The following is a 25789-nucleotide window of genomic DNA, read 5'->3' as shown; positions in this document are numbered from 1 at the left end:
TTGAAACAACCATCCTAATTCCCCTCGAACACCGGCTTCTGCTTGCCAACAAAAGCCTCGTACGCCCGCTTGAAATCGCCGGTCTGCATGCAGATCGCCTGCGCCTGCGCTTCCGCTTCGATCGCCTGGTCGAGGCCCATCGACCACTCCTGGTTCAACTGCGTCTTGGTGATCCCGTGAGCGAAGGTTGGGCCGGAAACGATGCGCGCGGCCGTGTCGAGTGCGTCGGCTTCAAGTGCTGCGGTATCGACCAGCCGGTTGTAGAAACCCCAGCGCTCGCCCTCCGCCGCACTCATCGTGCGGCCGGTGTAGAGCAGCTCGGCGGCGCGGCCTTGGCCGATGATACGCGGCAGGATCGCGCAGGCGCCCATGTCGCAGCCGGCTAGGCCGACGCGGGTGAACAGGAAGGCCGTCTTGGCTTCAGGCGAGGCGATGCGGATATCGGACGCCATGGCGATGATGGCGCCGGCGCCCACCGCCACGCCGTCGACCGCCGCAATGATGGGCTTGCCGCAATTCAGCATCGCCTTGACGAAATCGCCGGTCATTCGGGTGAAGGCGAGCAACTCCTTCATGTCCATCTTGACCAGCGGGCCGATGATGTCGTGAACATTGCCGCCGGAGCAGAAATTGCCGCCATTGGGCAGGAACACCACCGCATCGACATCCTCGGCATAGACGAGGTCGCGAAAGATATCGCGCAGCTCGGCATAGCTTTCGAAGGTCAGCGGGTTCTTGCGCTCCGGCCGGTCGAGCCGGATCTTTGCGATCTTGCCTTCGACCTGCCAGAGGAAATGCTTCGGCTTGCGGCCGGCCATTTTTGTCATTCCCGTCCCTCCCAGTTGCTGCGGAAGGAGTTCAGCATGCCGGTCAGCCGGCGCGCCTCGTCCTCGCTCACATTGCCGAGCAGCTCGCCGATCCAGCTTTCATGCGCGGCGGCAATCACACTGAAGGCTTTCGACCCTACTTCGGTCAACCGCACCATCGAGGTGCGGCGGTCGCCATTGCGCCGGGCGCGGGCGACCAGCCCTTCAGAGACCAGCCGGTCGACGATGCCGGTCACATTGCCGTTGGAGACCAGAAGGAAACGCGACAGGTCGCTCATCAGCATGCCTTCCGGCACGCGGTAGAGTGCGGCCATCACGTCGAAGCGCGGCAGCGTCGTGTTGAACTCCTGCCGCAGGCGCTCGCGCAATTCGGCCTCGATGCTGCGCGAGGCGCGCAGCAGCCGAACCCACAGCCGCAGGCGATCCTTGCCGGGTCCGGATGGCGCGGGCAGGGGACCGGCTACCATGTCTCGCCTCCCGATATCGAGATTGTTTGCCCGGTGATCGATTGGGCAGCATCGCCGCACAGCCACAGCACCGCGGCTGCAACCTCTTCCGGCTGGATGAAGCGGCCTTGCGGGTTGGTCGAGGCAAGGCTCGCCCTTGCTTCTTCGGCCGAGCGGCCGGTCTTTTCGACGATGCGCTGGATGGATTCCTCGAGCATCTCGGTTTCGACGAAGCCCGGGCAGACGGCGTTGACCGTCACGCCGGATTTGATGGTCTCGACCGCCAGCGCCCGCATCAGGCCGACGACACCATGCTTGGCGGCAACGTAAGCGGCGACATACGGATAGCCTTTTAGCCCCGCCGTCGAAGCAACGAAGACGATTCGGCCCGCCTTTCGGGCGGCCATGCCGGCCAGCGCCGGCTTCACTGTCAGGAACGCGCCGGTCAGGTTGACGTCGAGCGTGCGCTGCCAGTCCGCGAGCGAGGTCCGCTGTGCCGGGGCGCTGCCGGACATGCCGGCATTGGCGACGACGATATCGATCGGCCCGCGCTCCGCCTCCGCCTGGCTGTATAGCGATGCCATCGCCGCTTCGTCGGTGACGTCCGCAGCGATGCCGAAGATGCGTTCATTTCCCCTGGCGACCTCGGCCAGCGCCGCCTCGCGCCGGCCACAGATGGTCACGTTTATCCCCGCGCCGGCCAGCGCCAGCGCGATGGCGCGGCCGACGCCCGAGCCGCCGCCGGTGACCAACGCGTGCTTGCCCGCGATCATGCGGCAATCCTCGAAACATGGCGCTGCCCCTCACCCTTACCCTCTCCCCGTGAAGAACGGGGAGAGGGTGGCGCCAGCGCTGGAGCGTGTCCCTTCTCCCCGTTCTTCACGGGGAGAAGGTGCCGGCAGGCGGATGAGGGGCAGCGCCCATGTGGAAGCAAGGAAGCGCTCATACTTTCAGCCCCGCGGCCGCGTCGCGTTCGGCCAGCCGGTAGATCTGGTCGCGGCCCGGCAGATAGGGATCCGGCCATTTGACGCCGCGATCGCCGAGCGTGACGGCCGCATGCAACGTCCAGTAGGGGTCGGCGAGATGCGGCCTTGCCATCGCGACGAGATCGGCGCGGCCGGCCATCAGGATCGAATTGACGTGGTCCGGCTCGTAGATGTTGCCGACCGCCATGGTCGCCATGCCGACCTCGTTGCGGATGCGGTCGGAAAACGGCGTCTGGAACATGCGGCCGTACACCGGTCTTGCATCGGCCGAGGTCTGGCCGGCCGACACGTCGCAGATGTCGACGCCGGCCTCATGCAGCAGCCGTGCGATCTCGACCGCATCGGCTGGCGTCACGCCGTCGATGCCGACCCAGTCGTTAGCCGAGATGCGCATTGAAACAGGCTTTTCATCAGGCCACACGGCCCGCACCGCATGGAAGACCTCCAGCGGATAGCGCATGCGGTTTTCGAGAGATCCGCCATAGGCGTCCGTGCGCCGGTTGGTCAGCGGCGTGATGAAGGAGGACAGGAGATAGCCGTGCGCAGCATGGATTTCGAGCATGTCGAAGCCGCAGCGCGCCGCCATCTCGGTCGAGGCGACGAACTGGTCGCGCACCAGATCCATGTCGGCGCGGTCCATCGCCTTCGGCAGCTGGTTCTCAGGCGACCATGCCACCGCTGATGCCGCCATCACAGGCCAGTTGCCTGATGTCAGTGGCACGTCGGTTCCTTGCCAGCCGAGCCGGGTCGAGCCCTTGGCGCCGGAATGGCCGATCTGCGCGCAGATTTTGGCCTCGGTCTCGGTATGGACGAAATCGACCAGCCGTTTCCAGGCGACCTCATGATCGGGTGCGTAGAACCCGGGGCAGCCAGGCGTGATGCGGCCTTCCGGGCTGACGCAGGTCATCTCGATATAGACGAGGCCGGCGCCGCCCTTCGCCCGTTCGGCATAATGGGCGAAGTGCCAGTCGGTCGGGCAGCCGTCGACGGCCTTGTACTGCGCCATCGGCGAGACGACGATGCGGTTGTGCAGCGTCATGTCGCGCAGCCGGAACGGCGCGAACATCGGCGCGCGACGAAGACTGTTGCCGCCGGCGCCCGCCTGGCGCTGGAACCATTCCTCGGCGCCGGCCAGCCATTCGGCATCGCGCAGCCGCAAATTCTCGTGGCTGATGCGCTGCGAGCGGGTCAGCAGCGAATAGTTGAACTGGACCGGGTCGAGGCCGAGATAGCGCTCGACCTCCTCGAACCATTCGAGCGAATTGCGTGCCGCCGACTGCAGCTTCAGCACTTCGGTGCGGCGGGCATCTTCATATTTGCGGAACGCCGCTTCGAGGTCGGGCTCGGAATCGACATAGTCGGCCAGCGCCGCAGCACTTTCCAGCGCCAGCTTGGTGCCGGAGCCGATCGAGAAATGCGCTGATGCCGCCGCGTCGCCCATCAGCGCCAGATTCTTGTAGGACCAGCGTTCGCACAGCACGCGCGGGAAATTGATCCAGGCCGAACCTCTGATGTGGTTGGCATTGGTCATCAGCGCGTGGCCGCCGAGATGCCTGGCGAAGATCCGTTCGCAGACGGCGATCGATTCTTGCTGTGACATCGCGCCAAAGCCGAAGCGCTCCCAGGTCTGCTCGTTGCATTCGACGATGAAGGTCGCGGTTTCACTGTCGAACTGGTAGGCATGCGCCCATACCCAGCCATGCTCCGTCTTCTCGAAGACGAAGGTGAAGGCGTCGTCGAACTTCTGCTGCGTGCCGAGCCAGACGAACTTGCATTTGCGGGTGTCGATATCTGGCTTGAACACGTCGACGAAAGCGCCCCGTGCCTTCGAATTCAACCCGTCGGCGGCGACAACCAGATCGTGGCTCTCCATATAGGGCTTGGGGTCGGCGATATCGGTCTCGAAGACCAGCTTCACGCCAAGCTCACGCGCCCGCCGCTGCAGCAAGGTGAGCAACCGCTTGCGGCCGATGCCGCAGAAGCCGTGGCCGGTCGAGACCGTGCGCACGCCGTCATGGATGACGGCGATGTCGTCCCAATAGGCGAAATGTTTTTTGATCCAGACGGCGCTGACTGGATCGTTCCTGGTCAGGTTGTCGAGCGTTTCGGCCGACAGCACGACGCCCCAGCCGAATGTGTCGTCGGCGCGGTTGCGCTCGAACACTGTCACCTCGTGCGCGGCGTCCCTGAGCTTCATCGAGATGGCAAAGTAGAGGCCGGCTGGTCCGCCGCCGAGAACCGCAACCTTCATGTGTGCGATCTCCTCTTCGCTTTTCTGCGCCTAGTATCGCGCTTGAGGCAAATTATTTCAAGCTTGAAGTTTCATAATTGAAGCGATCTGCCTCGGATGCCCATGGTGTGCCTGCGGGTCAGACCCGCAAGCACGCGCTTGCCCGGATTATTTTTCCGGGCTCTTCGGGCTCCACAGCACCGTCTCCGCGTCCTTTTCATAGGCCATGCCGTTGGGATAGCTGATCGCTTCCAGTTGCAGACCCCAGGGCGCCTGGAAATAGAGGATGGTCTGGCCGGCAGCCGGCCCTTCGGTAACCGGCAGCGGGCCCATCCGCGTCTTCACGCCCTTTTCATCGAGATAGGCTTTCGCGGCAGCGATATCGTCGACATAGAAGGCGATGTGGAAGCCGCCAATGTCGCTGTTGCGGGCCTGCAGGTCTCTCTGGTCCGGCGCGGTGTATTTGAACAGCTCGATATTCGACCCGTGGCCGCAGCGGACCAGGGTGATCTCCTCGATCACCGCCTTGGGGTCGACGCCCAGCAGATCCTGCATGAACGTGCCCTTGTCGTCGGCGAATGGGCCGAAGGACATCGCTTTCTTGCAGCCGACGATCTCGGTGAAGAAGTCCACAGCCTGCTTCATGTCAGGCACCGTAACCCCGGTGTGATCGTGCCCGCGTATGCCGGGAATGGAGCCGGCGTAGGCGGTGCCGATGCTGGCCAGGACGGCGGTGGCAAGCGTAGCGTTTCGGATTGCATTCCTCATGTCAGTCATCCTTCTCGCGGGACGTGGGTGACTTGCCGGGCGCACGCCCGAGGCCCGCTCTTCGGCGTGCGAATGAGATTTGCTGCGAATGATGGTTATGGCCGTTTTCATGCCGGCGCCTTCGCGGTAGGCAGCAGCCAGTCCGCATCGATCTCGGGCAGCGGAATGGCTGATATCAGGTCGCGCGTGTAGGCCTGCTGTGGCTTCTCGAACAAAGCGTCCGTCGCGCTGGCTTCGACGATCGCGCCTTCGCGCATGACGATCACTTGCCGGCACAGCCGCCGGATCACCGACAGGTCGTGGCTGATGAAGGCGACGGTCAGGCCCATTTCGGCTGCAAGCTTTTCCAGCAACGTCAGGATCTGTGCCTGGGTCGACACGTCGAGGCCGGAGACGATCTCGTCGGCCAGCACGAATTTCGGCGACAGCGCGAGCGCCCGGGCAATGCCGACGCGCTGGCGCTGGCCGCCCGACAGTTCGTGACGGTAGCGGCTGGCGAAGCTTTGCGGCAGGCCGACGCGCTGCAATGCCTCCGCGACACGCCCCTTGAGATTGTCGCCAAACCCGTTTTGCCTGAGCGGTGCGGCGATGATGCTGGCAATGGTGCGGCGCGGATTGAGCGACGACATTGGATCCTGGAAGATCATCTGCAAATTGCGGCGCAGCGGCCTGAGCTCGGCCTCCGGCAGATGCGTGATGTCGCGGCCATCGAATGTGATACTGCCGGCGCTCGGCTCCAGCAGGCGCACCAAAGCGCGGCCGAGCGTCGATTTGCCCGATCCGGATTCGCCGACGATGCCGGTCACCGATCCCCTTGGCAGGTCGAAATCCAGCCCTTTCAGGATCTCTACCATCGGCGCCCGGCCGATCAGCGGCTTACGGGTCATATCAGGCAGCGCGACCTTCAGCCCGCGCACGGAAAACAGCGGCTCAGCCATGCGGTCGCCTCCAGGCCTGGTCGGCAGCGGCGATCTCCGAGGCCAGTCCGGCCAATACCGCGTCGTCCACCGGTTTCAGCGAGGCGAACGGGTCGGTGTAGCGCGGTGTCGCCGCCATCAGCGCTCGCGTGTAGGGATGCTGCGGAGCCGCGAACAGCGCTGCCGTCTCGGCTTCCTCCACGACCTTGCCGGCATAAAGAACCGAAACTTTCTGGCTGATCTTGGCGACGACGCCGAGATCATGGGTGACGAACAGGATCGCCGTGCCGTGCTCGCGCTGCAACTGCGCGATCAGGCGCAGGATCTGCTTCTGCACGGTCACGTCGAGCGCCGTTGTCGGCTCGTCGGCGACGATCAGCCTTGGCTCGGCGGCGAAGGCGGCGGCGATCAGCACGCGCTGGCGCATGCCGCCGGAGAGTTCGTGCGGATAGCATTTGAGGACGCGGTCGGGATCGCGGATCTGAACCTCGTCGAGCAACTGGCGGATGCGGGTGTCGGCTCTCTGCCCGCTCCAGCCGAGGATGCGCACCAGCCGGTCGGTCATCTGCGGGCCGATGCGGCGCGATGGGTTGAGCGCGGTCAGTGGATCCTGCGGGATCAGCGCGGTGCGGGCGCCGATCAACGTGCGCCTCGCCTTTGGCTGAAGCCGGCCGAGATCTTCACCTTCGAGCAGCATGTCGCCCTCGACGATGCGAACGCTCAGTGGCAGAACGCCGAGCACCGCCTTGCCGATCATCGTCTTGCCGGCGCCGCTCTCGCCGACCAGCGCGCGAACCTCGCCGGGTTGGACCGAGAGCGAGACCGAGCGCAGCACGCGGGCGCCATTCGGCAGCACGGCGCTGAGGTTACTGATATTGAGGCAAACGCTCGCGCTCATCGCAGCACCGGATCGAAGCGTGCCTTCAGGCCTTCGCCGAACTGGCTGAACGACAGCACCGTCAGGATCAGCGTGACCAGCGGGAACACCAGCACCCACCACGCCTGATGGATCGACAGGCGGCCCTCGGCGATGATGCCGCCCCAGGTCGGATCGTCGGTCGAGATCGACAGATTGACGAAGGACAGGATCGCCTCGACGATGACGGCGATGCCCATTTCCAGTGACAGCAGCGCGACGATCGACGGCACCACATTGGGCAGCACTTCGCGCAGCATGATACCGATGCGGCCGTAGCCGGCGATGCGGGCGTTCTCTACATAATCCATGCGCGCCTGGCCCATGGTCTCGGCGCGGATCACCCGGCAGAAGCGCGTCCAGTCGATGACGGCGATGGCGATGATGACCGAGCTCAAGCCGGTGCCGAGCACGGCGACCAGCAGGATGGCGAACAGCACCGGCGGAAACGCCATCCAGACGTCGACGATGCGCGAGATGATGCGGTCGGCCCAGCCGCCGAAATAGCCGGCGACAAGCCCGAGCGTCGAGCCGACCAGGCAGGCGGCCAAGGCCGCCGCGAAGGCGACTATGAAGGCGATGCGAGCGCCGAAGATCAGCCGTGACAGGAGATCGCGGCCGAGGCTGTCGGTGCCGAGCCAGAAGCCGGGCTCCGCACCACTCATCCAGAAGGGCGGCAGGCGTTCGAACATCAGGTCCTGCGCCAGCGGGTCCTGCGGCGCGACCAGCGGCGCGAAGATCGCCGCCAGCAGCGCCAGCAGCAGCCAGCCGCCGGCCAGCCACAGCCTTGCGCCCGAGCCATGTCTGGAGATGCGGCCGTCATCCATGGCGCAGCCTCGGATTGAGCAGTGCGTACATCATGTCGACAGTGAGGTTGATCAGCACGAACAGCAGGGCGAAGACCAGCACGATGCCTTGGATCAGTGGCAGGTCGCGGTTGATTACGGCGTCGATCGCCATGTTGCCGAGACCCTCATAGGAAAACAGCCGTTCGACGATGACCGTGCCGCCGATCAGAAAGGTGAACTGCACGCCGACCAAAGTCAGCGTCGGCAGGGCGGCATTCTTCAGCGCCTCGCGCAAAATGACCTGCGTTTCCGAAAAGCCCTTCACTCGGGCAAGCACGACGTAGTCGAGATCGAGCACTTCCTTCAGCGACTGCTTCAGCAGCTGCGAGATGATCGCGGCCAGCGGCAACGCCAGGGCCACGGCCGGCATCAGCATGTGCCCGAGCAGGTCCTTGGTCAGGTCGAAGCGCAGCCGCGCAATGCTTTCGAACAGATAAAACTGGGTGACGAAGGGCAGGTCGAGTTGCGGCGAAACCCGGCCAGAAATGTCGAAGATAGGCACCAGCACGCCGAACAAAAGGATCAGCACCAGGCCCCACAGGAAATCGGGAATGGAAAGCGCTGCACCGCTGGCGATGTCGATGCCGGCCTCGACTGCGGTGCCGCGTTCGCGCGCGCCAAGGATCGCGGTCGTGCCGCCGATCGCCAGCGCCATCAAAAGAGCGACGATAGCGAGCTCCAGTGTCGCCGGCAGCCGGTTGAAGACCAGCCCCAGCACGTCCTGTCTGAGCGAGATCGAGGTGCCGAAATCGCCTCTGACAACGCCGGACAGCCAGATGAAGAACTGCTCGACGATGGTCTTGTCGAGCCCATAGAGCGCACGCAACCGGGCGATGTCGGCATCGGTGGCGCCGGGCGGCAGCATCATCGCGATTGGGTCGCCGGGCGCGACGCGAATGACGACGAAAACCACGACGGCGACGCCGAACAGCGTGATCGCCATCGTCAGAAGACGGATCAGGAATCTTTGCAGCAGCATGGTCGCCCGTATGCCTGCGGAAAGGGCGCGCCATCGACGGCGATGGCGCGCTTGGACGCTATGCCGATCTCACGCCGGGGTCATCAGCGCCGGCAGCAGCGCGCCGGATATATGCTGCACGACATTGACGCCCTTGGCATGCACGATCGGCTGCGCATACTGGATCAGTGGCAGCACATAGGCCTGCTCGGCGATGTACTTGTCGACAGCCTTCCAGCCGCCGATGCGCTTGGCCTCGTCTTTCTCGCCCCATAGCGGGTTGATCATGTCGATCAGATCCTGGCTGTCCCACACCGAATGCGGGCTCGGGCCATAGGTGGCAAAGCCGGTCGACGTCGTCGGATCGCCAATGGCGTTGCCCCAATTGTAGAAGGCCGCCGGCGTCAGCTTGTCGGCGGCGCGCAACTCGTAGTGCTTGGCGATCTCGTAGACCTCGATCGTCGCCTCGATGCCGACCTTGCGCCACATGCCGACGATCGCCTGGATCATCTCGTAGTCCTTGGGCTTGAAGCCCTTGGTCGTCTGTATCGTGAACTTGACCGGCTTTTCCGGCGAATAGCCGGAGGCGGCCAGCAATTCCTTGGCTTTTTCTGGATTGTGCTCGACCTTGATCGACGCATCATAGGCGGCGTATTCCGGTGTTTCCAGCGTGTCGATCGGCTGGCCGTAGCCGCGCAGCAGGCGGTCGACCAGCAGCTTCTTGTCGACCGCCATGACGGCAGCCTGGCGGACGTTCTTGTCCAGCATCACGTCGATGTCGTTGAAGAAGATCATGCCGATGTCGGAAACATTCTTGCACGAGCCGGCAAGCCCGTCCTTGGCGATCAGCCGGTCATATTCCTCATAGGGGATTTCGAGCGTCACCTGCGAGGAACCGGACTCGATTTCGGCAACGCGGCTCGCCGCATCGGTGACGAACTTGATCGTCACATTCTCAAAGGCCGGCTTGCCGCCCCAATAGTTCGGATTGGCCTTCAGCCGCAGGAAGGCGTTGCGCTCGAATTTGTCGACCATATAGGGGCCGGTGCCGATCGGGGCTTTCTCGAAGCCCTCGGCGCCGACCTTTTCATAATAGGCCTTCGGCATGATGTAGCCGGTCAGGAACGACATCCACTTGAAATAGACCGGGTCGAACTGCACCACGTCGCCGGTGATTTTGTTGCCGTCGATCTTGAAATTGTTGACGTTCTTCCAGACGAATTGGATCGGGTTGCCGGTCTTTTCGTCGCCCGCCCGCTGCAGCGACCAGACCACGTCCTCGGCCGTGAACGGCGAGCCGTCATGCCAGGTGACGCCGTCGCGCACCGTCATCATGATCTTGGTGCGGTCGTCATTCCAGCCCCATTCGGTGAGCAGGCCCGGCCCGAAGGACAGGTCCGGCTTCTGCGGGATGAACTGGTCGAACACCGACTGGTAGAGGCCCTGGATCGTCGGGTTGACCGCCGAAGGCCCGGTGGTCGGGTCCCAGGACGGCAGGTTGACATTGTAGGCGATGGTCAGTTCACCGGCTGCCTTGGCCATTTGCGGCAGGCCGATTGCGGTGGCGCCAAGTGCTGCTGCGCCATATCCGAGCAATTCTCGTCTGTTGATTGTCATGGTCGTTCCCCTGTTGGTTTTCTGTGCGCGTCGTCGTTGTCGTTCAGTGGGTTCAGGCTCCTTGGGCAACCGCGCATTGCCTCTCCTTCACCCGCAAGTGTTTTGGATTCTACCTCCCGCCAAGCTGTTGAGCGAGCATATAGCCCGAGGCTGCACCGGTGCCGGCCCCCGGCCATGTCGCAGCCCCTGTGAGATGCAAATTCCCGACCGGCGTGTTCCACCCGGCATAACCGCGCGCCGGGCGAAACAGGAAATTCTGCGCCAGATGGTGGCTGCCGCAGATCTGGTCGCCGCCGACGAGGTTGGGGTTCTCGCGTTCGAGGTCGAGCGGCGAGAAAACGGCGCGGCCGCGGATCTTCCGGCGAAGGCCGGGCGCATAGATCTCGATGATGTCGAGAACGCGCTCGGCATAGCGCTCCTTGACGTTGTCCCAGTGGGCCGGCGCGATTTTGCCCGCCGTATCGCCTGACATTTCGGCGGGCAGCATGCGCACCTGCACCCACAGCACATGCTTGCCTTCCGGCGCCCGCGACGGATCGACCGCAGTCGGCTGGCCGACGACCACAACCGGCCCGTCCGGCAGCATGCCGGACATTGCCTGCTGATAGGTGCGCGACATGGCGTCGAGCGAAGGCGACAGATGCACATACGCGAACTGCCGAAGCTCGGCGCCGGCGCGCCAGTCCGGCAGATCGTCTAGCGCCAGATGGATCATCATCGTGCCCGGCGCATGACGGAATTTTTTCATCGCCGCGTCGAAACTGGCGTCGCCGGAACCATCAGGCAGCAGTCTGCCGGGCAACGCCCCTGGTGCAACCCCGGCGACGACCGCCTTGGTGGCAGTGTGGGTCTCGCCGGAGGCAAGCCGCACGCCGGTCGCCTTGCCGGCGGAAACCGTGATTTCGGCCACCTCAGCCCCGGTGATAATCTGGCCGCCGGCAGCGGTTACCATGCCCGACAGGGCGCGGATGATGGTGTCGGCGCCGCCCTTGCCGAGCACCATGCCGAAGCACTGGCTGGCCATCGATTCCAGATATGGGAACACCGCGCCGCCGGCGATGTCGGGGGCGAAGTCGAGATGCATGCCCCAGGCGGCGAGCGTCGCCCTGACATGCGGGGTCTCGAAATTCTCCTCGAGCCACGCGCGCGGCGACGACAGCAGCAGGCGACCGGTGTCGAGCGTGCCGGCAAAGCCCTTCCTGCGCCACAGGTCCCATGCAGTGCCGGCCAGCGCCCGCCCGCTCATCGGCGCTCCTAGCAGCCGGAACAGATGCTCGGCCTCCGCCGGGAAGGCGTCAACCAGCCGGCGCCAGGTGGCGGCGTCGGCTTGCGAAAATCCGGCGATGCGCGACGCGGTCTTCTCCAGGTCGTGGCTGACACCGAACCAGCGTCCGTCGGGAAAGGCGCTGGCAAAGCAGTCGGCGACCGGCGCAAATTCCAGCCCGTGTTTTTTCAATTCATTTGCATATTTCTTGTGAAAGGCCGAGCCGGCGAACAGGCTCAGATTCATCGCGCCGAAATCGTGCCGGAAGCCGGGAAGCGTGAATTCGCGGGTCTGGACGGCGCCGCCGATTGTTGCGCTGCGCTCGAAAATCGCGGTTTTCCAACCTTTCAACGCCAGATGCGCTGCGCATGCCAGACTGTTGTGGCCCGCCCCGACGAAAATGGCGTCAAACTCGCTCACACCCCACCCAACCCATTTCCTTTATGCTTAAAGATAATTGCAGATGCATATGTTTTCGTCTAGTAGGATATTAAGGGCCGCAACGAGCCTTCAGAGCCATCCAAGAAGAGGGAACAGAGACCATGGACACGCAAAAACTCCTCGGCGAGGTCGCCGGCCAGCTTCTTTCAGGCGCCATCCAGGTGGTCGACTTGACGGCCCCGCTTGGGCCGAACACGCCGCTGATCAAGCTGCCGCCGGAACTCGCCGTCGATACGCCGAAGGTCGAGATCCACGCCATCTCCGCCTATGACAAGAACGGACCGTGGTGGGCCTGGAACTGGCTGAAGCTCGGCGAGCACTCGGGCACGCATTTCGACGCGCCGCAGCACTGGATCACCGGCAAAGATTATCCGGACGGCGCCACCGACACCATTCCGGCGCAGAACTTCGTCGGGCCGGTCAATGTCATCGACTGCTCCAGCCAAGCCGCTGCCGATCACGACTTCCTGCTCACCGTCGACCACATCAAGGCGTGGGAAGCCGAGCACGGCACGATCAATGCCGGCGAATGGGTGGTGATGCGCACCGACTGGTACAAGCGCAACGGCTCGGAAGCCGAATTCCTCAACGCCGACGAGACCGGACCGCACACGCCAGGACCGACGGCCGAGGCCATCCAGTACCTGATCAGCAAGGACATCAAGGGCTGGGGCAGCGAGACCATCGGCACGGATGCCGGCAAAGCAGGGGGAATGGAGCCGCCATTCCCGGCGCACAGCCTGATGCACAAGGCCAACCGCTACGGCCTCGCCAGCCTCTGCAACCTCGACCAGCTGCCGCCGAAAGGCGCGATCCTGATCGCGGCACCGCTCAAGATCGAGCATGGCACCGGCAGCCCGATTCGCGCGCTGGCGCTGGTGCCAAGGCATTAGGACGAGGTGGCGGTCTTCGGGAGAAGATCATGGTCGCAGGTAACGCTGTAGTGACGATTTGGGAGCGGCAGCCTTGCAATGCCGCCGCTCCACGGCGCCCCCCTCTGTCCTGCCGGACATCTCCCCCTCTTGGGGGGAGATCGGCAGTTCCGACGCCCAGCTCATTCCTACAGCCTTGGAGATTTTCGAAGGCCGCAGTGACGGCCGATCTCCCCCCAAGAGGGGGAGATGTCCGGCAGGACAGAGGGGGGCGCCGTAGAGCGCCAATCTCCCCAATTGAACTCCTGCCGGCGGAGAGCAATCGTCGATGAACGCGCCCGATCACATCATCGTCGGCAGCGGCATCAATGCGCTGGTCTGCGCGGCGATGCTTGGCGGCAAGGGGGCGAAGGTGCTGGTGCTCGATCGCAACGACCGCATCGGCGGTTGCATGCGCACCGAGGAGATCACCGCGCCTGGTTTCATCCATGACGTGATGGCGACGACCTTCGTGCTGTTCATCACCTCGCCGGCCTATGCGGCGCTGGGCAAGGATCTGGCGCGGCACGGCCTGGAATTCTGCAACACCGGCACGCCGACCGGCGTGCTGCGCCCGGACGGCAGCCATGCCATCCTGCGCACCGACCGCCCCGCCAATGTCGCGGCTGCCAATGCGCTTGCCGCAGGCGACGGCGACCGGCACGGCAGCGATGTCGGCGAGATCGAGCGCAATGCCGGTCTGCTGTTCGGCCTGCTTGGCGGCAGCCTGTGGTCCTACCCCACGGCAAAGCTGCTGGCGGGCGAAGCCTGGCGGCGAGCGCCGCGTGGGCTTGCCGCCTTTCTTGGCGAAGCGCTGGTGCCGGCGCGCGGCTGGCTCGAAAGAACCTACCAATCCGAAACCACCCGCGCGCTGTGGGCGCCCTGGGTGTTGCATGCCGGCCTTGGGCCTGAAGACGCGTTCTCCGGCCAGATCGCCAGGGTAATCGCCTTCGCGCTCGAAGCGGCCGGCGCGCCGATCGTCAAGGGCGGCGCCAAGAATCTGCTTTCTGCCTTCGAAGCGCTGATCAAGGAGCGCGGCGGCGTGATCCGGACTGAAGGGGACGTTGCCTCCATCATCCAGACGAATGGCCGAGCCACCGGCGTGCGGCTGGCTTCGGGCGAAACGGTCACCGCGAAGAAGAGCGTCATCTGTTCGGTCACGCCGACCCAGCTCTACGAGCGGCTGCTCGGCGACGCAGCGCCGAAACCCGACGTCGAAGCGACGCAAAAATACCGCTACGGCAAGGGCAATTTCCAGATCCACTATGCCTTGGACAAACCACCCGCATGGCGCGGCGACGGCTTGGACAAGGTCGCGCTGCTGCATCTGACCCCCGGGCTCGACGGTGTATCGAAAGCCTGCAACGAGGCCACGCGCGGTATGCTGCCGGAGGTTCCGACCATCTGCGTCGGCCAACCGCATGCGCTCGATCCTTCGCGCTGTCCGGACGGAAAGGCGATCCTGTGGCTGCAACTGCCCGAGGCCCCACGCCATATCAAGGGCGATGCCGCCGGCAAGCTGCCGACGCCGGCCGACGGCCGCTGGACCGAAGCATTGCGCGAAGCCTACGCGGACCGTGCCGAAGCGATCCTCGCCAGTCATATCGCCGGGTTCAAGGACAGCGTGATTGCACGCCGCGCCTATTCGCCGGCCGATCTGGAAACAATGAACATCAATCTGGTCGGCGGCGATCCCTATGGCGGCTCCTCGACCGTCGATCAGTCGTTTCTGTGGCGGCCGTTCAAGACGAGTCGCAATCACGCCACCGGGGTCAAGGGCCTCTATCATATCGGCGCCTCGACCCACCCCGGCGCCGGGCTTGGCGGCGGCTCCGGCTTCCTGCTGGCGGGGAGGCTGTGATGGAACAGAAAGTTGAAAAGCGCCAGCGCATCTCGACACTGGGCCAGATCGGCTTGCAGCAGTTCGCGCCCTATCTGATGAACCGCATCATGGGCCGCTACAACGCCACCTTGCGCGACGATTTCCGCAAGCAGGGCTTGACCATTCCGCAGGTGCGCACACTCGCCGTGCTGTCGGTCACCGACGGCGTCACCGTCAACGACCTCTCGGTCTATACGGTCATCGAGCAGTCGACGTTGAGCCGGACGCTCGACACGCTGGAAGGACAAGGGTTTGTGCGGCGGGAGCAGGGAGTCACCGACAGCCGCATCCGCCATGTGTTCCTGACCGACGAGGGTCGCGCCGAGTTCACCCGCGCCTGGCCGGCCATGCATGACGCGTTCGAGGCGATGTTCGACGACGTCGACGATGCCGAATATTCGGCGCTGATCGCGACGCTGCAGAAGATGCTGAAGAACATTCGCAAGCACGACATTTGATCTTACGCGCTGCCGGATGCCGGCGGTAACGGAAGGAGCCAAAAAATGGCCGAACGGTCTTTTGCCAAGGAAGTCGAAAAGCTCAGGCTCGGCGCCGGCGAGGAGTTTTCCGGCGAGGGCATTCTCGCCATCACCAAGGCGCTGCTGCAATGCGGGGTCGGTTATGTCGGCGGCTATCAGGGCGCGCCGATCAGCCATCTGATGGACGTGCTGGCCGACGCGCAGGATATTCTGGGTGAGCTCGGCGTGCATTTCGAGGCGAGCGCCTCGGAAGCGACCGCCACCGCCATGCTGGCGGCATCGGTGCATTATCCGATCCGTGGCGCGGCGACTTTCAAGTCGACGGTCGGCACCAATGTTGCGTCGGATGCGCTCGCCAATCTCGCCTCGGGCGGCGTCACCGGCGGCGCGCTGATCATCGTCGGCGAGGACTATGGCGAGGGCTCCTCGATCATGCAGGAGCGCAGCCATGCCTTCGCCATGAAGAGCCAGGTCTGGCTGCTTGACCCGCGGCCGAACCTGCCGTCGATCGTCAAGGCGGTCGAGGACGGCTTCGAGCTGTCGGAGATTTCCAACACGCCGGTTATGCTGCAGGTCCGCATCCGCTGCTGCCATGTCCACGGCCATTTCATCGCCAAGGACAACAAGCGGCCGGCGATGACGGTGGCCGATGCGCTCGACGCGCCGCGCCGTGACACCGGCCGCATCGTGCTGCCGCCAGCCTCCTTCCTGCACGAGAAGGAGAAGGTGCAAAAACGCTGGCCGGCGGCGGTGGATTTCATCCGCGAGAACAAGATCAACGAGTTCTTCGGTCCCGAGCACGGCTCGGTCGGCATCGTCATGCAGGGCGGCATGTACAATTCGGTCATCCGGGCGCTGCAGCGCCTCGGCCTTGCCGATACTTATGGCGAGACAGACGTGCCGCTCTACGTGCTGAATGCCGTCTATCCCTTGGTCGATGACGAGTTCCTGTCCTTCTGCGAGGGCAAGGACGCCGTGCTCGTCGTCGAGGAAGGCCAGCCCAATTATATCGAGCAGGCCTTTGCCGCGATGCTGCACAAAGCCGGGCGCGGCACCAAACTCGTCGGCAAGGAACATCTGCCGATGGCCGGCGAATATACCGGCCAGGTCATGCTCGACGGCATCGGATCGTTCCTGCGCGCCACCATCCCCCATTTGCTGCCGGGCGAGGTCCGCGCGCCGAACAAGATCGGCGACGGGCTCGATACCGCCGACCTGGTCAATGTCGTCCCGGGCCGTCCGCCAGGCTTCTGCGTCGGCTGTCCGGAGCGGCCGATCTTTGCCGCCACCAAGCTGGTCGAGCAGGAGTTGGGCAAGCACCACATCGCCTCCGACATCGGCTGCCATCTGTTTTCGATCATGCCGCCTTTCGAGCTTGGCGCCACCACAATGGGCTACGGGCTGGGGCCGGCCTCGGCTTCGGCGTTCAATTCGCCCGACGCCAAGCGCCGCTCGATCTCCTTCGTCGGCGACGGCGGCTTCTGGCACAACGGACTGACCTCGTCGATCGGCAATGCGGTGTTCAACAAGAACGACGGCGTCATCGTCATCGTCGACAATTTCTATTCTGCCGCGACGGGAGGGCAGGATATTCTTTCATCCCGCGCCGGCAATAAGACGAAATCGACAAAGCATCCGATCACCGAGGCGGTGAAAGGCATGGGCGTTAAATGGCTGCGCCACATCGACCGCACCTACGATGTCACCAAGATGCAGGACACGCTGCGCGAGGCGCTGACGACGGACGAGAAGGGCCCGAAAGTCATCGTCGCCTCGTCCGAATGCATGCTCAACCGGCAGCGCCGCGAAAAGCCATTGGTCGACAAGGCGATCAAGGGCGGTGAGCGGATCGTCAAGCCGAAATTCGGCGTCGACGAGGACATCTGCACCGGCGACCATGCCTGCATGCGGCTTTCCGGCTGTCCGTCGCTTTCGGTGAAGTCGCTGGACGATCCGCTGCGCGACGATCCGGTGGCGCATATCGACCAGAGCTGCGTCGGCTGCGGCAATTGCGGCGAGGTCGCCGATGCGGCGGTGCTGTGCCCGTCCTTCTACCGCGCCGACATGGTGCACAATCCGAGCCGCTGGGACCGTTTCCTGGAAGCCGCCCGTCGCGCCACGATCGGCCTCTTGCAGCGGCGCCGTGAAAGCCGGCGCCTGACATTCGCCGATGCTTGACGCGGTCCCCTCATCGCGCTCGAAAGCCGGCGCTCGCGAAGATGAGCGCGTCATCAAGCTTGCCGTGCTGGCGGTCGGCGGCCAGGGCGGCGGCGTGCTGGCCGACTGGATCACCGACGTCGCCGAGCGCAACGGCTATGTCGCGCAGTCGACCTCGGTCGCCGGCGTCGCCCAGCGCACCGGCGCCACCATCTACTATGTCGAGATGTGCCGCGACACCGGCCGGCTGCCGGTCTTCGCGCTATCACCTTCGCAGGGCGACGTCGACATACTGATCGCCGCCGAACTGATGGAAGCCGGCCGCGCCATCATCCGTGGCTTCGTCACGTCCGAGCGCACGACGCTGATCGCCTCGTCGCATCGCATCGCCGCGGTGTCGGAAAAGATCGAGCCCGGCGACGGCCGGGCCTCGTCGCCAAAGGTGCATGCGACAGCGGAAGCCGCGGCCAAGCGCTTCATCGCCTTCGACATGGAGAAGATCGCCGCCGACAACGGCTCGATGATCTCGGCCAGCCTGCTCGGCGCATTGGCGGGGTCCGATGCCTTGCCGTTCACCCGCGAAAGCTATGAGCAGGCGGTCAGTGCCGGCGGCCGCGGCGTGAAGGCCAGTCTCGCCGCCTTTGGCGCCTCCTTTGATCGCGCCCGCGGCATCACGAACGCGCCACCTCTGGGCGAAAAGGCTGCGGAGCCGAAAGCTGTCGAAATCGGTTTGGCGGCAAAGGTTAGCGGCCCGGAAAGCCTGATGAAGGGCTGGCAGGCACTAGCCGCCCGGGTCGCTGCGCTGCCGGCCCCGGTGCGCGACATGGCGCTTCGCGGCCTCAGGAAGGTGGTCGACTATCAGGACATCGCCTATGGCGGCGAGTATCTCGACCGGCTAGACCGGGCGGTCGTCCTGGACAATGCCGACCACGACTACGCGCTGTCGATCGCTGCGGCAAAGCATCTGGCCAACGCCATGTGCTACGACGACATGATCCGCGTCGCTGACCTGAAGACGCGCTCGACTCGCGACAAGCGCGTGCGCCGCGAGGTCGGCGTCAAGGATGGCTCGATCCTCCAGGTGACCGAATATTTCCATCCGCGCATCGAGGAATTCTGCGGCACGCTGCCGGCCGGGCTCGGCAGCTACATCGAGGCGCGGCCGAAGCTTGCCGCCTTTCTCGACCGCCGTATCAATCGCGGCCGCCGCATCCGCACCGACAGCTTCGCCGGCTTTGCCGCCCTCTGGTTCATCGGCGGCATGCGCCGCTGGCGTCGCCGCCTGCTGCGCCACAAGGTCGAGACCGCGCATCTCGAGCGCTGGTACGCGCTGGCGCTCGGCCATGTCAGGGAAGACTACGCGCTTGCCGTCGAGATCCTCAACTGCCGCCGGCTGATCAAGGGCTACAGCGACACCCATGTTCGCGCGCAGTCGAAATTCGACCGGGTGCTGTCGGCGCTCGACCTGCTCAAGGGCCGCGCGGATGCTGCCGACTGGATCCGCCGCCTGCGCGAAGCCGCGCTAAAGGACGAGAAGGGCGATATGCTCGATGGTGCGCTGAAGACCGTGGCGTCGCTGCAGTAGAGCTAATAGCTGAATTCCGCCGGCCTTTGCGATTTTGCGTTGACCTGCAAGGTGAAAATATCCGGCCGGCTGTAGTGCCCGGCGACGTCGAGACTGCGGCGAGCGGCAATTGCCGCCTTGAGATCGATGTCGGCATGCAGAATGCCTGTTTCCTTGCGCAAAGGGCCGGCAACGATTTTTCCCCCTGGCGCGATGACCACGGAGTCGCCCTGATTGATCCACTCGTCCGCGTCCGGATAGAGGCGGTCACGGTCGGGAAAGTCGCGCGGCAAGTCTTCCACCCGCAAGACATTGCCGGCGCCGATGACCCAGCAGCCGCCCTCGCGGGCGATATGCTGCAATGTGCCGATCCAGCCGTCGCCACTGTCGTAGGTTGGGGCGACGTGGATATCGATGCCTTGAGCATAGAGCGCGTACCGGGCAAGCGGCATGTAGTTCTCCCAGCAAACCAGCGAGCCAACCCGTCCTGAAGGCGTGTCGACGACCTTCAGCCCGCTGGCGTCACCAAATCCCCAGACCATCCGCTCGGGGTTGGTGGGCATGAGCTTGCGGTGCCTGTTTAGAAGCGAACCGTCCGGGCCAATTACGATGACGCTGTTGTAGATAGTGGCGCGGCTCCACTGGCTGTCGCGTTCGTTGATGCCGCACAGGATGGTCACTTTGAACGTCCTGGCGGCGTCGAACAGCGGGCGCAGTTGATCCGACGAGAGGTCGACGGCATTGTCGACCAGGCGCCCGTGCAATTGGCCTGCCAGGCCGCCGTCGGCCCCCGGCTTCAGGCGCCAGATCCAGGCGGGGTATCCGGGGATGAACGCCTCGGAGAAGACCACAAGCTCGGCGCCGCCATTCGCGGCCTCGGCAACCAGCCGCACTGCCTTGGCGATCGTCCCTTCACGATCCAGAAAAGCCGGCGGTTCCTGGACAATGGCAATTCTCGTCATGAGGTTCCTCCTCGCTTCGGCACAGAGGCCGGCGTGTCCCTATCTTGTGGCGGCCGCGACTAGCATTTCGCATGGTCCCGCGAATTGTCCGTCCCGCTCGAACTGGCCAAGCGCCTCTTCGATTTCCGCCCACGCGTCGTCCTGTTCCCGGGCGGACAGGCCGGCGAGCATCTGATGCAGCGCGCCAAACGATTCCTGCTCGAACTGCAGACATTCCAGGGCCGAGTGCAGCCGCACCGGCGCATCGATCCTTTCGATCCGGACGTTACGGAATCCGGCATCAATCAGACGTTTTGCTAGAACCGTGGGATCGCCCAGGCTGAATGGGCCTGGCTGGCCGGGCAGTGGTGCGGGCAGCGCGGCGCGGCGGCGAATGATACCGACAGGGATCGAAAAGAACGGGTTCTTGTCTGCCGTGGAATAGACGATTGCACCGACCCTTCCCCCCGGTTTGAGGTGGTCGCGCATTCCGCCCAGCGCCTTGTTCTGATCCGGAAAGTAGATCAGGCCGACGCGCGAAATGACGGCGTCGAAGGGGTCAGCGGATATGGCGCCCAGCATTTCGCCGTCGGCGACGATGGTGTCGATGTTGCCATGGCCCGCCAGTTTCGCGTTGCTGGCGGCGAAATCGAGAATCCCGGCCGAAATGTCGGTCGCGAGCACATAACCCTCGGGGCCAACGCGCCGCGCCGCGGTCAATGTCTGTTCCCCGGCACCGGCGGCGACATCGAGGACGCGACTGCCGCGCTTTACATCGGTCATGTCCAGCATCAGTTCCGTCGCCGGTCCAAGCCACCGGGACAGGAGCGGACCCCAGCGGTTCCATGCCTCGGCCGCGCTGTCCCATTGCTTGCGGGTCGTTTCCTTGAATTTGACGGGATCGAAAGTCGGTTGCTGCTGATCCATGGTCGCCTCCTGGCGCATAACCTCGGAAACCGGACGGCATCCGGAAGACAGTATTGTCTTGCAGGAAACGATATTGGGCGCGTAGTTTCGGCTCAATTCTCGAAATCTAGACGCCCATTTTGCAAAATTGCACAGATCGGGGCTCCATGATGCAATGGGATGATTTGCGGATTTTCCTGGCGGTCGCGCGCGACGGCTCGATCAGCGGCGCCGCCAAACGCATGAACGTTCAGCATTCCACCGTGTCGCGCCGGATCAGGGTGCTGGAGACGCAGCTTGGCACGCGCCTGATCGAGCGCAAGAAGTCCGGATACGAACTGACCGCGGCCGGCGAGGAATTGAAAATGGCGGCCGGTAAGATGGAGATGGAGGTCCTCGAAGTCGAGGGCGCTCTCGGCGGTCAGGAAAATCGGATTGCCGGCGAGCTGAGGGTGTCGGCGATCAACAATATGGCATCATCCGTGCTGATGCCCATATTTGCCAGTTTCAACGAAAGCTATCCGGACATCGAGCTGCATGTGCAGGTTTCCAACAAGTATGTCAGCCTCGCCGAGCGGCACGCGGATATCGCCATTCGCCTGACCAACACGCCACTTGACACTCTGGTCGGTACCCGGCTCGCCAACGTTGCATCAGCCGTCTACGGGGAAAGAAACTACCTCAAGGCTTTGCGCGCCGGCAGCGCCAAACCAAGGTGGCTGGGGGTGGAATGCTGCGCTTTCCATCAATCCTGGACCAACGAGGCCTGCCCGGACCACCATCACAGCCTGTTTGTCGACGACACATTGCTCACGCTCGCCGCCTTGAAACAGGGAGTCGGCTTGGCCTACCTGCCCTGCTTCATGGGCGACGGTGACGACCGGTTGGAGCGCTTCCGCGCGCCAGACCCGATACACGATCTGGGGCTATGGCTGCTTTATCACCCCGACTTGCGGCGCACCAAACGGGTGAGGGTTTTTCGCGAACATATGATTGCGCGGATCGGCGACCAGAGTGCCCTGTTCGAAGGGCGACGACCGAGGCACGGCGACGACACGCTGCTTAACCGAGAAGCGTTGGGATAAGTTTGGCCGGAGTCACAATGGCTTGGATCGGCGGCCTTTCGATGGCCGATTCGTTTGGAGAATTTTTGGTGCGCTTGCGTGGCTCGAACACGCGATCCCCGCATTACGAATGATGTGCTCTACCAACTCAGCTAAAGCGGCCCGGGGAAGCCAAAGCACTCCAAGATGCGTTGGTGATAGAGACGCACCTACGGAATGCAGTGCTTCTCGATGTCGCGCGCCGTGAACTCTGCTGCTCGTCGCCACGCTTCGTCGGTATCTCCCCGGTAAGTCAGGTATCGATCGCAGACAGGCTTGTTGTTGTTCAAATCCAGCACTGCAAACTTCACCCAGCCAACCAGCGTGCTCATCTTGTGCATCTGACCGATCAGTAGATAGTTCGCGCTGGCTGTTCTTGCCTGCTTCGAGAGATCGACAAGGCCGGGGTCCCTGATGGTGCACCGTTCTGCCTGACAGGGTAATGCGACGAGGTCGATCTTCTCCGAAAGACCATCCCGCAATGCAACGCCAAACGCCTTCAGTCGCGTTTCGTGTTCGGCGGTCTGGTCCCTGACTTCGCCTGACGTATCCCTGAACTCGAAATCCGCGACGGCGAGGGTCGGGGGCTCGACGACATCGGCAAAGGCGGCCGACGCAAGTGCACCGGCGCCTAGCAGGACAAGGAAAAATCGTCCGCGCTCAAAAAGCCGAAATCGAACTTCTGCGCGTTGCACCTTGAGCATCTCGTTCTCCGAGGTTGGAATGATAGCCATCCCAAAGGCGGTGCCGATTGTCTCTTCGCGTTGTTGGAGGCGCGGAAAGCAAGCGCAAGACTACCCGGTTGCGTCGCGACGTCAACTTCCACCCGTTACTGGGTGGACTCGACCTTCGCGACGACGAGCTTGCCTTTGGCGCGCGAGATTTCGAGTGTCTGGCCGGGTTTTGCCAACTCGCCCGGAACCGAGATCACCATCGCCTGGCCTTCGGTGAGGGTCGCGACGAAGCGCACGGGCAGGTTTTCTTCGCCCGCCGCCATCGTGGTGACCACTCGATAGCCGTCATCGGCCTCGGTGTAGTAGACGACGCCGTGAAAGTTGCCGAGATCGACGGTCCCACCCTGACGGGCCGTGAGTTCGCCGGCAGAAGCGGAACTTGCCGCAACGCAAAGCGCTGCAAGAGCTGTGTATCTGAACATCGTTTTTCTCTCCATTTAGAATTGTCGTTCGGGTGGATGGTCGCCTTCGGCTGCATCCCAATAAATCACGCTGCGAGCTGATCCTCGCGGGCAGCCGCGATCATCACGCTTGCGAGCAACCCGTAGGCTGCCTCCCAAGCGTCGCGCACGGCCGGCGTGAAAGCCGTGCCGAGGCCGGCCGCCAGCGTCTCGATGAGCGCTTGCCCGACGATCGGGTAATGATGTTCCTTGACGCCGTAGGTCACGTGACGCCTGGCAAGCACGCGCACCGTCGGGAGAATGGTGTCGGCACGGTCCAATCCGTGCACGACGAAGCCCAGGCTCGCCATCAGCTTGGCGCCTTGCTTGGCCATGTCTGTCACCGGAAACAGCATGCGAAGATCCGCGTCGATCGCGAACAGGCGTTCATAGAACAGCGCGGCGGCGGCCACGCGTATTGCGACGACCTCGCGAAAACTGTCCTGGACAAGTCTGATCTGGTCGGGTGTCATCGGCGACGCTCCTGCATTCCCTAAGCTGGGTGAGGCTCGACAATCCTCCCAAAGCGTTTCGCGTGCATGTCGCCTGCGCGTAGATGTGTTTCAGTTGTGTCTCAATTGGGTTTCATTTGCGCTCATTTGTCTTTCAGATCCCGACGGACGGGATCGTGCGCTGGGTCGCTCGCATCCTGATGATGGGCGCGTTTGAAATTGAGGAAGACGGAAGCGAGCCTGTACATGAGGCAAGGGGCGAAAAGGCGCCGCTGAAGACAGCGTGCTACCACGCGGTTTCTGCCATACCCTCAGACCCCGCAAAGCCTTGAGAAATAGTGGTGCCGCTTAGGTGACTCGAACACCTGACCCCATCATTACGAATGATGTGCTCTACCAACTGAGCTAAAGCGGCCCGGGAAGCCAGGGCCTCCAAGATGCGCTGGGTGATAAACGCAACCCGCCACAAATTCAAGATGGGACTTTGGCATTTCGCGTCGGGGGCTCATCCCAGGCCTATCAGGGCCGCCGCGCCGATCCGCCAAGCGGTCGCGTGATGCAGTACCGGCAGGCCGCGCGACCGCCACGTTGGCGCAGGGGCCGGAATAATCGGGGAAAAATGTTGATTCCTTTACCGAAAATCGCCGAAATGGCCCCTGGATGCGTCGCCAAGGCAGAATGCGGCCGCTGGCCCGTTGATTGATTGGTCGCCTACGGCTAACGATCATGACAATGTGACCATACGTGCAGAGGGATCCCGCTTGGACGCGATCGAAAAAGCGATCCGGAACGCCTTCGAAAAAGGCAATGCCGACGACCGGGCGTTTCGCGAGCGGGTCTACCGATCGGCCTTCGCCGCACTGGACCGCGCCCTGCAGGCCAACCCGAGCGTGACGGTGGAAGTCGCCATCAAGCGCCGCAAGGCGGTGCAGGCCAAGATCACGGAAATCGAATCCGAGTTCCTGCCGGCGGTTCCCGATGTCGCCCTACCGACCGATGATGACGCCGCAGCACCGGCGGCGGAGCAGCCGGCTGACAGCGCAGCCGAAGCCGAGGCTGAATCCAATGTCGAACCGGGTGCGGATGCCGATGCTGGACCCGCGCCGTCGCCTGACGTCGTTGTCGACGGTCCGGTAGGGCCTCGTGCATCCGATATGCCCCGGTCGCGCGTCTTGCCGGTCGTTCCCGATATCATGCCCGAGGCGGTTTCTGCCGATGTGCCGGAGATCGACATGTCGTCCCCTGCATCGACCGGAGACGACGACGCAGAGGTGATGCCCGACCGCGACGAGAGGCGGGTGAGAGGCCCCCGCCTGCCTCTCACCGCGATCTTCCTCGGCGTCACGTTGCTCGCGGCCGCCGGCATCGGCCTCTATTTCGCAGCGCAGACCGGCGTCTTCAAGTCGGCGGCCCAACTCGACACGGCCCCTCCGCAAGCGCCTCCGACAGTGGAGGACGATGATTTCACGCCGCCAAGCGACACGGCCTCGCCGCTGACCCCCGGTGAGGCGGATGAGGATCGCGACTGGATCAATGTGTTTTCGCCGAGCGACCCGGCGCTTGTCAGTGCGCCTTCGGATGCCAAGGCCGAAGTCATGCAGGACGACAGCGGCTCCTTCCTGCGCATCCGGTCGGGCGCCTCCGGCTCTGCCATCAGCTTCGACGTCGGGCAAGGCGTGCTGGAAAAACTCGCCGGCAAGCACGCCGTGTTCGACATCATCGCCCGCTCCGAGGAGGGCCAGGAGACGCAGATCTCCGTCGATTGCAATTTCGGCGAACTCGGCGACTGCGGCCGCAAGCGCTACGCGGTCGGCCATGAGAACAACGAATATCTGTTCGACGTGCGCTTTCCCGACAAGCGTCCGGGCGCTGCCGGCACCATCGCCATCAATTCCGACTTCGACAAGCAGGGCAAGTCGGTCGACATCTACGAGATCCGCGTCTCGATCGTTCCTTGAGCTTCAACGCATCGGCCCGAAAATCGGAATCGATTTTCGGAAAA

23 protein-coding genes and 1 tRNA gene are annotated in these 25789 nt (G+C 63.8%); 7 read left to right on the top strand and 17 right to left on the bottom strand.

The features are described 5' to 3' along the window. Window positions 1-14: 14 nt before the first annotated feature. The 11 genes from EJ075_RS06700 to EJ075_RS06645 form a co-directional block, all read right to left on the bottom strand. Complete coding sequence (locus EJ075_RS06700; protein ID WP_126103808.1) at window positions 15-827, bottom strand: enoyl-CoA hydratase family protein; 813 nt, start codon at window positions 825-827, stop codon at window positions 15-17. Next, window positions 824-1294: a MarR family transcriptional regulator gene (locus EJ075_RS06695; protein WP_126103807.1), complete on the bottom strand. Its 471-nt coding sequence runs from the start codon at window positions 1292-1294 to the stop codon at window positions 824-826. The genes EJ075_RS06700 and EJ075_RS06695 overlap by 4 nt, the downstream gene beginning before the upstream one ends. Further along, window positions 1288-2046, bottom strand: a complete 759-nt coding sequence (locus EJ075_RS06690; RefSeq protein WP_126103806.1) for an SDR family NAD(P)-dependent oxidoreductase — start codon at window positions 2044-2046, stop codon at window positions 1288-1290. The genes EJ075_RS06695 and EJ075_RS06690 overlap by 7 nt, the downstream gene beginning before the upstream one ends. Window positions 2047-2215: 169 nt before the next feature. Then, a complete protein-coding gene (locus tag EJ075_RS06680) occupies window positions 2216-4510 on the bottom strand; it encodes a bifunctional salicylyl-CoA 5-hydroxylase/oxidoreductase (RefSeq protein WP_126103805.1) in 2295 nt (764 codons plus the stop codon). Window positions 4511-4657: 147 nt separating this feature from the next. Beyond that, a complete protein-coding gene (locus EJ075_RS06675) occupies window positions 4658-5257 on the bottom strand; it encodes a VOC family protein (RefSeq protein WP_126103804.1) in 600 nt (199 codons plus the stop codon). A gap of 107 nt (window positions 5258-5364) precedes the next feature. Continuing rightward, on the bottom strand, window positions 5365-6195 hold the full coding sequence (locus EJ075_RS06670; protein WP_126103803.1) for an ATP-binding cassette domain-containing protein: 831 nt from the start codon (window positions 6193-6195) through the stop codon (window positions 5365-5367). Further along, window positions 6188-7072 (bottom strand): ABC transporter ATP-binding protein, encoded by an 885-nt coding sequence (locus EJ075_RS06665; protein WP_126103802.1) that lies wholly within the window; start codon window positions 7070-7072, stop codon window positions 6188-6190. Before EJ075_RS06665 ends, EJ075_RS06670 begins: the two co-directional genes overlap by 8 nt. Further along, window positions 7069-7917, bottom strand: a complete 849-nt coding sequence (locus EJ075_RS06660) for an ABC transporter permease (RefSeq protein WP_095487744.1) — start codon at window positions 7915-7917, stop codon at window positions 7069-7071. The genes EJ075_RS06665 and EJ075_RS06660 overlap by 4 nt, the downstream gene beginning before the upstream one ends. Further along, window positions 7910-8917, bottom strand: a complete 1008-nt coding sequence (locus tag EJ075_RS06655; protein ID WP_126103801.1) for an ABC transporter permease — start codon at window positions 8915-8917, stop codon at window positions 7910-7912. The genes EJ075_RS06660 and EJ075_RS06655 overlap by 8 nt, the downstream gene beginning before the upstream one ends. A gap of 69 nt (window positions 8918-8986) precedes the next feature. Next, window positions 8987-10513: an ABC transporter substrate-binding protein gene (locus EJ075_RS06650; RefSeq protein WP_126103800.1), complete on the bottom strand. Its 1527-nt coding sequence runs from the start codon at window positions 10511-10513 to the stop codon at window positions 8987-8989. A 109-nt stretch (window positions 10514-10622) separates the two neighbouring features. Then, window positions 10623-12197, bottom strand: a complete 1575-nt coding sequence (locus tag EJ075_RS06645) for an NAD(P)/FAD-dependent oxidoreductase (protein WP_126103799.1) — start codon at window positions 12195-12197, stop codon at window positions 10623-10625. A gap of 122 nt (window positions 12198-12319) precedes the next feature. Between EJ075_RS06645 and EJ075_RS06640 the strand changes: the two genes are divergently transcribed. From EJ075_RS06640 to EJ075_RS06620, 5 genes are all read left to right on the top strand, one after another. Further along, window positions 12320-13111, top strand: a complete 792-nt coding sequence (locus tag EJ075_RS06640; protein WP_126103798.1) for a cyclase family protein — start codon at window positions 12320-12322, stop codon at window positions 13109-13111. Between the two features lie 307 nt (window positions 13112-13418). Next, entirely contained in the window at window positions 13419-14990 is a 1572-nt protein-coding gene (locus EJ075_RS06635) for an NAD(P)/FAD-dependent oxidoreductase (protein WP_126103797.1), read from the top strand. Beyond that, window positions 14990-15469, top strand: coding sequence for a MarR family transcriptional regulator (locus EJ075_RS06630; protein ID WP_126103796.1), 480 nt, complete (start codon window positions 14990-14992; stop codon window positions 15467-15469). Before EJ075_RS06635 ends, EJ075_RS06630 begins: the two co-directional genes overlap by 1 nt. 45 nt (window positions 15470-15514) lie before the next feature. After that, window positions 15515-17668, top strand: a complete 2154-nt coding sequence (locus tag EJ075_RS06625) for an indolepyruvate ferredoxin oxidoreductase subunit alpha (protein WP_126103795.1) — start codon at window positions 15515-15517, stop codon at window positions 17666-17668. Next, complete coding sequence (locus tag EJ075_RS06620; protein WP_126103794.1) at window positions 17661-19232, top strand: indolepyruvate oxidoreductase subunit beta family protein; 1572 nt, start codon at window positions 17661-17663, stop codon at window positions 19230-19232. Before EJ075_RS06625 ends, EJ075_RS06620 begins: the two co-directional genes overlap by 8 nt. Window positions 19233-19234: 2 nt before the next feature. Here the strand turns inward: EJ075_RS06620 and EJ075_RS06615 are convergent, their stop codons facing one another. Next, the gene (locus EJ075_RS06615; RefSeq protein ID WP_126103793.1) at window positions 19235-20173 is read right to left on the bottom strand and encodes a carbon-nitrogen hydrolase family protein; all 939 of its coding nucleotides are present in this window, start codon (window positions 20171-20173) and stop codon (window positions 19235-19237) included. Window positions 20174-20212: 39 nt separating this feature from the next. Beyond that, window positions 20213-21079: a class I SAM-dependent methyltransferase gene (locus EJ075_RS06610; RefSeq protein ID WP_126103792.1), complete on the bottom strand. Its 867-nt coding sequence runs from the start codon at window positions 21077-21079 to the stop codon at window positions 20213-20215. 164 nt (window positions 21080-21243) lie between these two features. Here EJ075_RS06610 and EJ075_RS06605 point away from each other — a divergent pair, with 164 nt between their 5' ends. Then, on the top strand, window positions 21244-22143 hold the full coding sequence (locus EJ075_RS06605; RefSeq protein WP_206437537.1) for a LysR family transcriptional regulator: 900 nt from the start codon (window positions 21244-21246) through the stop codon (window positions 22141-22143). A 188-nt stretch (window positions 22144-22331) separates the two neighbouring features. Here EJ075_RS06605 and EJ075_RS06595 read toward each other — a convergent pair whose 3' ends face one another. The 4 genes from EJ075_RS06595 to EJ075_RS06580 all read right to left on the bottom strand — a co-directional run bounded on the left by EJ075_RS06595 (window position 22332) and on the right by EJ075_RS06580 (window position 24202). Further along, the gene (locus tag EJ075_RS06595) at window positions 22332-22865 is read right to left on the bottom strand and encodes a DUF2380 domain-containing protein (protein WP_164547047.1); all 534 of its coding nucleotides are present in this window, start codon (window positions 22863-22865) and stop codon (window positions 22332-22334) included. 125 nt (window positions 22866-22990) lie between these two features. Further along, entirely contained in the window at window positions 22991-23317 is a 327-nt protein-coding gene (locus EJ075_RS06590) for a hypothetical protein (RefSeq protein ID WP_126103790.1), read from the bottom strand. 65 nt (window positions 23318-23382) lie between these two features. Then, entirely contained in the window at window positions 23383-23808 is a 426-nt protein-coding gene (locus tag EJ075_RS06585; protein WP_126103789.1) for a globin family protein, read from the bottom strand. A 318-nt stretch (window positions 23809-24126) separates the two neighbouring features. Then, window positions 24127-24202 (bottom strand) — tRNA-Thr (locus EJ075_RS06580). A gap of 346 nt (window positions 24203-24548) precedes the next feature. Here EJ075_RS06580 and EJ075_RS06575 point away from each other — a divergent pair. Beyond that, complete coding sequence (locus EJ075_RS06575; RefSeq protein WP_164547046.1) at window positions 24549-25745, top strand: hypothetical protein; 1197 nt, start codon at window positions 24549-24551, stop codon at window positions 25743-25745. Window positions 25746-25789 lie beyond the last annotated feature (44 nt).

It is taken from the genome of Mesorhizobium sp. M6A.T.Cr.TU.016.01.1.1 (assembly GCF_003952585.1).
Taxonomy (GTDB): Bacteria; Pseudomonadota; Alphaproteobacteria; order Rhizobiales; family Rhizobiaceae; genus Mesorhizobium; species Mesorhizobium mediterraneum.
The sequence above is the reverse complement of the archived record's forward strand: the minus strand, read 5'-3'. Positions and strand labels throughout refer to the sequence as shown.

Bases quoted from the DNA above. Each gene is read 5' to 3' on its own strand.
- EJ075_RS06615 (WP_126103793.1), bottom strand. From the start codon at position 20,173: ATGACGAGAATTGCCATTGTCCAGGAACCGCCGGCTTTTCTGGATCGT.
- EJ075_RS06630 (WP_126103796.1), top strand. From the start codon at position 14,990: ATGGAACAGAAAGTTGAAAAGCGCCAGCGCATCTCGACACTGGGCCAG.
- EJ075_RS06675 (WP_126103804.1), bottom strand. From the start codon at position 5,257: ATGAGGAATGCAATCCGAAACGCTACGCTTGCCACCGCCGTCCTGGCC.
- EJ075_RS06660 (WP_095487744.1), bottom strand. From the start codon at position 7,917: ATGGATGACGGCCGCATCTCCAGACATGGCTCGGGCGCAAGGCTGTGG.
- EJ075_RS06620 (WP_126103794.1), top strand. From the start codon at position 17,661: ATGCTTGACGCGGTCCCCTCATCGCGCTCGAAAGCCGGCGCTCGCGAA.
- EJ075_RS06680 (WP_126103805.1), bottom strand. From the start codon at position 4,510: ATGAAGGTTGCGGTTCTCGGCGGCGGACCAGCCGGCCTCTACTTTGCC.
- EJ075_RS06610 (WP_126103792.1), bottom strand. From the start codon at position 21,079: ATGGATCAGCAGCAACCGACTTTCGATCCCGTCAAATTCAAGGAAACG.
- EJ075_RS06665 (WP_126103802.1), bottom strand. From the start codon at position 7,072: ATGAGCGCGAGCGTTTGCCTCAATATCAGTAACCTCAGCGCCGTGCTG.
- EJ075_RS06640 (WP_126103798.1), top strand. From the start codon at position 12,320: ATGGACACGCAAAAACTCCTCGGCGAGGTCGCCGGCCAGCTTCTTTCA.
- EJ075_RS06655 (WP_126103801.1), bottom strand. From the start codon at position 8,917: ATGCTGCTGCAAAGATTCCTGATCCGTCTTCTGACGATGGCGATCACG.
- EJ075_RS06650 (WP_126103800.1), bottom strand. From the start codon at position 10,513: ATGACAATCAACAGACGAGAATTGCTCGGATATGGCGCAGCAGCACTT.
- EJ075_RS06590 (WP_126103790.1), bottom strand. From the start codon at position 23,317: ATGTTCAGATACACAGCTCTTGCAGCGCTTTGCGTTGCGGCAAGTTCC.
- EJ075_RS06700 (WP_126103808.1), bottom strand. From the start codon at position 827: ATGACAAAAATGGCCGGCCGCAAGCCGAAGCATTTCCTCTGGCAGGTC.
- EJ075_RS06585 (WP_126103789.1), bottom strand. From the start codon at position 23,808: ATGACACCCGACCAGATCAGACTTGTCCAGGACAGTTTTCGCGAGGTC.
- EJ075_RS06670 (WP_126103803.1), bottom strand. From the start codon at position 6,195: ATGGCTGAGCCGCTGTTTTCCGTGCGCGGGCTGAAGGTCGCGCTGCCT.
- EJ075_RS06635 (WP_126103797.1), top strand. From the start codon at position 13,419: ATGAACGCGCCCGATCACATCATCGTCGGCAGCGGCATCAATGCGCTG.
- EJ075_RS06595 (WP_164547047.1), bottom strand. From the start codon at position 22,865: ATGCTCAAGGTGCAACGCGCAGAAGTTCGATTTCGGCTTTTTGAGCGC.
- EJ075_RS06625 (WP_126103795.1), top strand. From the start codon at position 15,515: ATGGCCGAACGGTCTTTTGCCAAGGAAGTCGAAAAGCTCAGGCTCGGC.
- EJ075_RS06695 (WP_126103807.1), bottom strand. From the start codon at position 1,294: ATGGTAGCCGGTCCCCTGCCCGCGCCATCCGGACCCGGCAAGGATCGC.
- EJ075_RS06690 (WP_126103806.1), bottom strand. From the start codon at position 2,046: ATGATCGCGGGCAAGCACGCGTTGGTCACCGGCGGCGGCTCGGGCGTC.